Origin of the sequence: Streptomyces sp. NPDC006393, assembly GCF_040628575.1 — a bacterium.
Taxonomy (GTDB): domain Bacteria; phylum Actinomycetota; class Actinomycetes; order Streptomycetales; family Streptomycetaceae; genus Streptomyces.
In genome coordinates this window covers 1-8,294 of record NZ_JBEXZD010000187.1, presented here as the reverse complement: position 1 = coordinate 8,294, position 8,294 = coordinate 1, and the positions used below count along the sequence as shown (strand labels likewise).

At 70.2% G+C, this 8,294-nt stretch carries 7 protein-coding genes, 1 tRNA gene and 1 pseudogene; 7 read left to right on the top strand and 2 right to left on the bottom strand.

What is annotated here, in order from left to right; translation table 11 throughout:
* A pseudogene (locus ABZ484_RS37915) lies at positions 1–262 on the bottom strand (sensor histidine kinase); the annotation flags it as partial.
* A gap of 180 nt (positions 263–442) precedes the next feature.
* Between ABZ484_RS37915 and ABZ484_RS37910 the strand changes: the two are divergent.
* From ABZ484_RS37910 to ABZ484_RS37880, 7 genes are all read left to right on the top strand, one after another.
* Positions 443–513: transfer RNA gene (locus ABZ484_RS37910), tRNA-Gln, on the top strand.
* Positions 514–641: 128 nt separating this feature from the next.
* Positions 642–2,090, top strand: coding sequence for a bifunctional UDP-N-acetylglucosamine diphosphorylase/glucosamine-1-phosphate N-acetyltransferase GlmU (gene glmU, locus ABZ484_RS37905; RefSeq protein ID WP_358870501.1), 1,449 nt, complete (start codon positions 642–644; stop codon positions 2,088–2,090).
* 147 nt (positions 2,091–2,237) lie between these two features.
* A complete protein-coding gene (locus ABZ484_RS37900; protein ID WP_358870500.1) occupies positions 2,238–3,212 on the top strand; it encodes a ribose-phosphate diphosphokinase in 975 nt (324 codons plus the stop codon).
* A 206-nt stretch (positions 3,213–3,418) separates the two neighbouring features.
* Positions 3,419–4,015, top strand: a complete 597-nt coding sequence (locus ABZ484_RS37895; protein WP_358870499.1) for a 50S ribosomal protein L25/general stress protein Ctc — start codon at positions 3,419–3,421, stop codon at positions 4,013–4,015.
* Positions 4,016–4,103: 88 nt separating this feature from the next.
* Positions 4,104–4,709, top strand: a complete 606-nt coding sequence (gene pth, locus ABZ484_RS37890; RefSeq protein ID WP_358870498.1) for an aminoacyl-tRNA hydrolase — start codon at positions 4,104–4,106, stop codon at positions 4,707–4,709.
* A gap of 53 nt (positions 4,710–4,762) precedes the next feature.
* The gene (locus tag ABZ484_RS37885; protein ID WP_358870497.1) at positions 4,763–5,347 is read left to right on the top strand and encodes a hypothetical protein; all 585 of its coding nucleotides are present in this window, start codon (positions 4,763–4,765) and stop codon (positions 5,345–5,347) included.
* A 140-nt stretch (positions 5,348–5,487) separates the two neighbouring features.
* A complete protein-coding gene (locus ABZ484_RS37880; protein WP_358870496.1) occupies positions 5,488–6,225 on the top strand; it encodes an LPXTG cell wall anchor domain-containing protein in 738 nt (245 codons plus the stop codon).
* A 93-nt stretch (positions 6,226–6,318) separates the two neighbouring features.
* Here the strand turns inward: ABZ484_RS37880 and ABZ484_RS37875 are convergent.
* A partial coding sequence (locus ABZ484_RS37875; RefSeq protein WP_358870495.1) for a phosphoenolpyruvate carboxylase occupies positions 6,319–8,294 on the bottom strand: 1,976 nt, incomplete at its 5' end.

Genomic DNA, 8,294 nt, shown 5'->3' with positions numbered 1-8,294 from the left:
GGGCCGGCGTGACGGCGATCGCCACCAGCACCACGGCGATGGGCCACCGCCGCCGGATCAGCAGCACCGACCCGGCCAGCACCCCGAACACGATGCCCACGGCCGGCGGAACCCCGGCATCCCGCGCGAACGGCACGCCCTCGGCCCCGCACTCCACCGCGGACGCCAGCGCCAGGCCCGAGTCGAGCACCGCACTGCGCCACCGCACCCACCACCACGGCCCGGTCCCGGCCGCCCGATGGTCTTCCCCCGTCCTGGTCATGCCCTCCAGCGTACGGGCGCCCACGGCGGCTTTTCCGGTGAGTTTCGCGTGCCGCTCGCCACCGCGCCGCGCGGCGGAGGTGCGGCAGCGGCTCACACCGTCGCATCGAGGGCGCCCGGTACGGCATAGTGGTGTCCGAGCGCGGAGCCGATCAACGAATCGGACATCACACGCACACAGTCCCGGATCGTCTAAGGGCAGGACAAACGGTTTTGGTCCGTTGAATGAGGGTTCGAATCCTTCTCCGGGAGCCGCAGCGAGCGGGAGCTCGCCCCAGGGTCCTGGCCCGTCTCGGGTCAGGACCCGCTCTCGTCTCCCCCTCCCCGCGCCCCGCTATCCTGCGGATGTCCACCCCACCCCAAAAGCCGAAGGGCATCCTGTGAGCGCCATTCGCCCGGCAGCCGTCGTCGTTCTCGCAGCGGGTGAGGGCACCCGTATGAAGTCGGCCACACCCAAGGTCCTGCATGAGATCTGTGGCCGTTCCCTGGTCGGTCATGTGCTGGCGGCCGCGCGTGAGTTGAAGCCCGAGAACCTCGTGGTCGTGGTCGGGCACGCGCGGGAGAAGGTGACCGCGCATCTCGCCGAGGTCGACCCCCAGGTCCGTACCGCCGTGCAGGAGAAGCAGAAGGGCACCGGGCACGCCGTCCGCATGGGGCTGGAGGAGCTCGGCGGGGCCGTCGACGGGACCGTGGTCGTCGTCTGCGGGGACACCCCTCTGCTCACCGGTGAGACGCTGCGGAAGCTGGCCGACACGCACGGCGAGGACGGCAACGCCGTCACCGTGCTGACCGCCGAGGTGCCGGACGCCACCGGGTACGGCCGGATCGTGCGCGACGGCGACAGCGGCGCCGTGACCGCGATCGTGGAGCACAAGGACGCGACCGAGGCGCAGCGGGCGATCCGGGAGATCAACTCGGGGGTGTTCGCGTTCGACGGGCGGCTGCTGGCGGACGCGCTGGGCAAGGTGCGGACGAACAACAGCCAGGGTGAGGAGTACCTCACCGATGTCCTCGGGATCCTGCGGGAGGCCGGTCACCGGGTCGGGGCCTGTGTGGCCGGCGACCACCGGGAGATCGCGGGGATCAACAACCGTGTGCAGCTGGCGGAGGCCCGGCGGATCCTGAACGACCGGCTGCTGACGGCCGCGATGCTCGCCGGGGTGACCGTCGTCGACCCGGCGACCACCTGGGTCGATGTGACCGTCACCTTCGAGCAGGACGTCGTGGTCCTGCCGGGCACCCAGCTGCACGGCTCGACGCATCTGGCCGAGGGCAGCGTGGTCGGCCCGAACAGCCGACTGACCGACACCCGGGTCGGGGCGGGGGCGCGGGTGGACAACACCGTCTCCGACGGGGCCGTGGTGGGGCCGGAGGCGTCCGTGGGTCCGTACGCCTATCTGCGGCCGGGTACGCGCCTGGGGCTGAAGTCCAAGGTGGGTACGTACGTGGAGACGAAGAACGCCTCGATCGGCGAGGGGACGAAGGTTCCGCACCTGTCCTACGTCGGTGACGCCACGATCGGCGAGTACACGAACATCGGTGCCGCGAGCGTGTTCGTGAACTACGACGGGCAGGACAAGCACCACACGACCGTGGGCTCGCACTGCCGTACCGGTTCGGACAACATGTTTGTGGCGCCTGTCACGATCGGGGACGGTGCGTACACCGCTGCCGGGTCCGTGATCACTCGGGACGTACCGCCCGGTTCCCTGGCCGTGGCCCGTGGTCAGCAGCGGAATATCGAGGGTTGGGTGGCGCGCAAGCGCCCGGGCAGCGCGGCCGCGAAGGCGGCCGAGGCGGCGTCTCCGACGGGTGAGGGCGAGGCCTGACCGGACACGGGTGCGCCAAACACGGCGTACCGTGATAAGTGCACACCCGCACCCCCACCAGCTGAGACGGCCTTACGCCACGGTCTGACACGGCTCATGAGGTCATCTCGACATCCAGCTGCGAACACCCTCTGAGGAGACACTGCTGTGACCGGGATCAAGACGACCGGCGAGAAGAAGATGATGTTCTTCTCCGGCCGCGCCCACCCCGAGCTTGCCGAGGAAATCGCCCACGAGCTGGGTGTCGGGGTCGTCCCGACGAAGGCGTTCGACTTCGCCAACGGCGAGATCTATGTGCGTTATCAGGAGTCGGCGCGTGGCGCGGACTGCTTTCTGATCCAGAGCCACACGGCTCCGATCAACAAGTGGATCATGGAGCAGCTGATCATGATCGACGCGCTGAAGCGCGCGTCGGCCCGCTCCATCACGGTGATCGTGCCGTTCTACGGTTACGCGCGGCAGGACAAGAAGCACCGTGGCCGTGAACCGATCTCGGCGCGTCTGGTGGCCGACATGATGAAGACGGCCGGTGCGGACCGCATCCTCGCCGTCGATCTGCACACGGACCAGATCCAGGGCTTCTTCGACGGCCCGGTGGACCACCTGTTCGCGCTGCCGCTGCTGGCGGACTACGTGGGCAACAAGGTGGACCGTTCGAAGCTGACGGTGGTGTCCCCGGACGCCGGCCGGGTGCGGGTGGCGGACCGTTGGTGCGACCGGCTGGGCGCGCCGCTGGCGATCGTGCACAAGCGCCGTGACAAGGACGTGGCGAACCAGGTCACCGTGCACGAGGTCGTCGGTGACGTGAAGGGCCGCGTCTGTGTGCTGGTGGACGACATGGTGGACACCGGCGGCACGATCTGCGCGGCGGCGGACGCGCTGTTCGCGCACGGTGCGGAGGACGTCATCGTGACGGCGACGCACGGTGTGCTGTCGGGCCCTGCCGCGGACCGGCTGAAGAACTCGAAGGTGAGCGAGTTCGTGTTCACGAACACGCTGCCGACGCCGGGTGAGCTGGAGCTGGACAAGATCACGGTGCTGTCGATCGCGCCGACGGTCGCCCGGGCGGTGCGCGAGGTGTTCGAGGACGGTTCGGTGACGAGCCTCTTCGACGAGCAGTAACGATCACTCTGTGACGTTTCACGGGTCCCCGTAGATCGTTTTGGGTACGGCCTTCTTCTTTCGAGTAGACTGCTCAAGTTGCTCGGCGAGGGAGGCCGTGGCCGTCTTCGGGCGGATACGGCGGTCCGTAATCGACGCGCTCTTCGTAGCAGGCCGTTCGTGTGGCCGGGTGACCACGTCCCCTATTTCTACGAGGAGTGAGAAGCATGTCCGAGGTGAAGCTCGCCGCCGAGACCCGTACCGAGTTCGGCAAGGGTGCCGCGCGCCGCATCCGCCGTGACAACAAGGTCCCGGGTGTTCTCTACGGTCACGGCTCCGACCCGCTGCACCTGACGCTGCCGGGCCACGACCTGCTGATGGCGCTGCGTACGCCGAACGTCCTGATCTCCCTGGACATCGACGGCAAGACCAACGAGCTGGCGATCCCGAAGTCCGTGCAGCGCGACCCGCTGAAGGGCTTCCTGGAGCACGTCGACCTGCTGCTGGTCAAGCGCGGCGAGAAGGTCACGGTCGAGATCCCGGTGCAGACCGAGGGCGAGCTGGCCCCGGGCGGCAACCTGCTGGAGCACGTCCTGAACGCGCTGCCGGTCGAGGCCGAGGCCACGCACATCCCCGAGGTCGTGACGGTGTCCGTGGAGGGTCTGGAGGCCGGTGCCTCGATCCACGCCAAGGACATCACCCTGCCGAGCGGTGTGACGCTGGCCGTCGAGGAGGACGCGGTCGTCCTCCAGGTCCTCCAGGCGCAGGTCGAGGAGGCCGCCGAGGGCGAGGAGGCCGAGGGCGAAGAGGCCGCGGAGGCCTGATCCTCAGCCGATCGTCGTTTCGCCGGCCGCCGCTTCCCGTACTCCGGTAGGGGGAGCGGCGGCCGGCGCGTATCAAGGAGAAGCAGACGTGACCACCCCGGCGAGTTCCGCGAACGCCCCCTGGCTGATCGTCGGCCTGGGCAATCCCGGACCGGAGTACGCCATGAACCGGCACAACGTGGGGTTCATGGTGGTGGATCTGCTGGCCGACCGTATCGGCGGCCGGTTCAAGCGGGCGGGCAAGGCGCAGGCACAGGTGGTGGAGGGCCGGATCGGTCCGCCGGGTCCGGAGAGCCGCCGGGTGGTCCTGGTGAAGCCGATGTCGTACATGAACCTGTCGGGCGGTCCGGTGAACGCGCTGCGGGACTTCTACAAGGTTCCGGTGGCGAACATCGTGGCGGTCCATGACGAGCTGGACATCGACTACGGCACCCTGCGGCTGAAGCTGGGCGGTGGCGACAACGGGCACAACGGCCTGAAGTCGATGACGAAGGCGATGGGCGCCGACTACCACCGGGTGCGGTTCGGGATCGGACGTCCGCCGGGCCGTATGCAGGTGGCGGACTTCGTGCTGAAGGACTTCTCGGCGACGGAGCGCAAGGAGCTGGACTACTTCGTGGACCGGGCGGCGGACTCGGTGGAGTGTCTGCTGGCGGAGGGGCTGGAGCGGGCGCAAAGCGCGTACAACTCCTGACTTGTCGGGCCGCCGGCCCCCTCGGGAGTTGACCGGGTGCAGGGGCATGGCCAATGATCCCGGCCATGCCTGCCGCCGCAGCCACCGCCCGTAGTCGTTCCCGTCAGGCCCGTACGACCCGCAAGCCCGGCCGTACGAACCGCAAGCCCGCCGGTACGAAGCGCAAGCCCGCCCGTACGGCCTCGTTCGCCGCGCTGCGGTTCGGGCGGGTCGCCGCGATGGGCGCGGTCACCGTGCTCGTTCTGATCGCGGGTGTGTGGGCGTCCTGGAGCACCGCGCCGTACGTGATGCTGACCAAGGGGCGGGAGCGCGGGACGGTCGAGGTGACGCGGTGCGCCCACGACACGTGCAGCGGCCCGTACACGCCCCTGTCGCCGGGGTCGACGGCCCGGGACCGGGTGGAGATCGGCTCGGCGGCGGTGCACAAGGGGCGGACGTACAGCGTCGTGGTGAAGCCGGGCACCGACGAGGTGCTGCGCTCGGGCCCGGCCGGGATCCTGTACGCGTGGGCTCCGCTGGGCGGTGCGCTGCTGCTGGCCTCGGTGGTGGTGGCGGGCGGGCTGCGGCTGACCCGGGCCGCGTGGGGGCTGGCCGGGTCGGGGGTCGCGCTGCTGACGGCGGCTTTTCTGGCGCTTTGACCGGGCTGGGACGGCGCCGGGCCGCCAAGGGCCGTCTTTGTTCCCGCTTTGTGATTGACGGGGCTGGGGGTGCGGCTGGGAAGCTGAGCCGCCCCCTCCACATCTTCCTGTTCGCTTCTCGAAGATGGACTGACTGCCCCATGCGTACCCTGATCCGCGCCGGCGCGCTGACCGCCGGCGTCTCGGCGGCGCTCGCGCTCGCTCCTCTCGCGCACGCCGCCTCGCAGAACTCCCACCACGGTGACAACGGCACCGTGAAGATCCACGACGCGAAGACCGGCGAGGAGCTGCGCCGGAACGAGCCGCACGTGTGCACCTTCTACCTGGACGCCTTCGGATTCGACGGCGGGCAGGAGGTGGACTGGCACATCGAGACGTGGGCGCCGACCGACGCCGTCAAGGGCGACACCGTGAAGTCCGGCGACATCACCCTGGACGCCGACGGCCACGGCCGTACGGAGGATCTGTCGCTGCCCGACGGGCACTACAAGCTGTTCTGGAACTTCGACGGCGAGAACGGTCGCGCGAAGCACAAGGTGTTCTGGACGGACTGCGGAACCGAGAACGGCGGCGGCTCCGGCTCCACGCCGAGCGGGCCCGGTTCCACGCCCGGCGGGCCCGGCTCCACGCCGGGCGGGTCCACCACGCCCGCACCGGGCACCTCCGGGTCACCGACCGCGGAGGCGACCTCCTCGGCCCCGGCGTCCTCGGGTGCGGCTCCCGCCGCCTCGTCGTCGCCGTCCGCGCAGGGCGGCACGAGCGGCGACCTCGCCGAGACGGGCAGCAGCGCCCCGGTGGGTCTGCTGTCGGGCGTCGCGGCCGTGCTGGTCGCGGCGGGCGGCTTCCTGGTGCTGCGGCGCCGGGCCCGCCGCGGCTGACGCCACGGAACGGACATGAGGGTGGGCCCGGGATCCGCGTGGATCCCGGGCCCACCCTCATGTGGTCCGGCTCATGTGGTCCGGCGGCCCTGGTCAGCCGGTGTTGCGCAGGCCGGCCGCCACACCGTTGACGGTCAGGAGCAGCGCCCTGGACAGCAGCGGGTCGGCCTCCTCGCTCGCTGCCACCGCGTCGCGCTGCCGCTTGAGCAGGGCGACCTGGAGGTAGGAGATCGGGTCGAGGTAGGCGTCGCGGATGGCGAAGGTCTGCTTCAGGACGGGCTGGGCGTCCAGGAGTTCCCGCTCGCCGGTGACCTTGAGGATCTCGGCGACGGTGAGCTCGTGCTCGGCCTTGATGACGTCGAAGATGTGCCGCAGCTCGTCGGGGACGAGGGTGTCGACGTAGTGCTGGGCGATGCGCAGGTCGGTCTTCGCGAGCGTCATCTCGACGTTGGAGACGAAGTTGCGGAAGAAGTGCCACTGCTCGTGCATCTCGTCGAGCACGGTGTCCAGTCCGGCCTCGCGCAGCGCCTTGAGCCCGGAGCCGACGCCGAACCAGCCGGGGACGATCTGCCGGGACTGGGTCCAGCCGAACACCCAGGGGATGGCGCGCAGGCCGTCGAGCGAGACGCCGGAGCCGGGGCGGCGGGAGGGCCGGGAGCCGAGGTGGAGTTCGGCGAGCTGGTCGACGGGGGTGGAGGCGAGGAAGTACGTCGGCAGGTCGGGGTCCTCGACCAGGCGGCGGTAGGCGGCGTGGGCGGCGTCGCTGACCACGTCCATGGCCGCGTCCCAGCGGGCGAGGGCCTCGGTGGACTGGCGGGGGGCGGTGTGCAGGGCGGAGGCCTGGAGGGTGGCGGCCACCGTCAGTTCCAGGTTCTCCCGGGCCAGGGACGGGATGAGGTACTTGTCGGAGATGACCTCGCCCTGTTCGGTGACCTTGATCTCGCCCTCGAGGGTGCCCCAGGGCTGGGCGAGGATGGCGTCGTGGGTGGGGCCGCCGCCGCGGCCCACGGTGCCGCCGCGGCCGTGGAAGAGGCGCAGCCGTACGCCGTAGCGGTGGGCGACGTCGCGCAGCCGGCGCTGGGCGCGGTGGATCTCCCACTGGGAGGTGGTGATGCCGCCGAACTTGGAGGAGTCGGAGTAGCCGAGCATGACCTCCTGGACGTCCCCGCGCAGTGCGACGAGGCGCCGGTAGGACGGGTCGGAGAGCATGTCCTCCAGGATGGTGTCGGCTGCCTTGAGCTCGTCGGTGGTCTCCAGCAGCGGCACGATGCCGATCTTCGCCCAGCCGGCGTGCAGGTCGATCAGGCCGGCCTCCCTGGCCAGGACGGTCGCCGCGAAGACGTCGTCGGCGCCCTGGCACATGGAGATGATGTAGGACTCGATGACCTCGGGTCCGAAGACCTTCAGGGCGCGCTTGATCGTCTCGAAGACGCCGAGGGTCTTGGCTCCGGCGGCGTCGACGGGTGCCGGGGTGGGGGCGAGCGGGCGGCGGGACCTGAGTTCCTTGGCGAGCAGCTTGGCGCGGTACTCGCGGGGCATGTCGGCGTAGCGCCAGGACTCCTCGCCGAGCCGGTCGAAGAGCTGGCCGAGGGCGTGGTGGTGGGCGTCGGCGTGTTCGCGGACGTCCATGGTGGCCAGCTGGAGGCCGAAGGCGGCCAGGGTGCGGATGGTGCGGGCGAGGCGGCCGTCGGCGAACAGGCCGCCTCGGTGGGCGCGCAGGGAGTCCTGGAGGAGGCGCAGGTCGGCGAGGAGTTCGGCGGTGCCGAGGTAGTCGCGGCCGGCCACGTGGGGGGTGCCCTTGGCGAGGCGCTGCTTGGTGTTGACGAGCTTCTGCCGGATGCAGGTGGCCTTGAGCCGGTAGGGCTCCTCGGCGTTGAGCCGCTTGTAGCGGGGGCTGATCTCGGGCAGGTTGTCGAGGTCGGCCTGGAGGGAGGCGCGCAGTTCGTCGGTGGCGCCGCTGTAGCGGATGGAGTTGGAGAGGAATCCGCGCAGCTCGTCGATCATGTCGAGGGCGTCGTTGATGCCGTGTTCGTGCTGGAGGATCAGCACGTCCCAGGTGACGTCGGGGG

Coding starts and splice junctions, on each gene's coding strand:
- ABZ484_RS37895 (WP_358870499.1), top strand. CDS start 3,419: ATGTCCGAGGTGAAGCTCGCCGCCGAGACCCGTACCGAGTTCGGCAAG.
- ABZ484_RS37885 (WP_358870497.1), top strand. CDS start 4,763: ATGATCCCGGCCATGCCTGCCGCCGCAGCCACCGCCCGTAGTCGTTCC.
- ABZ484_RS37880 (WP_358870496.1), top strand. CDS start 5,488: ATGCGTACCCTGATCCGCGCCGGCGCGCTGACCGCCGGCGTCTCGGCG.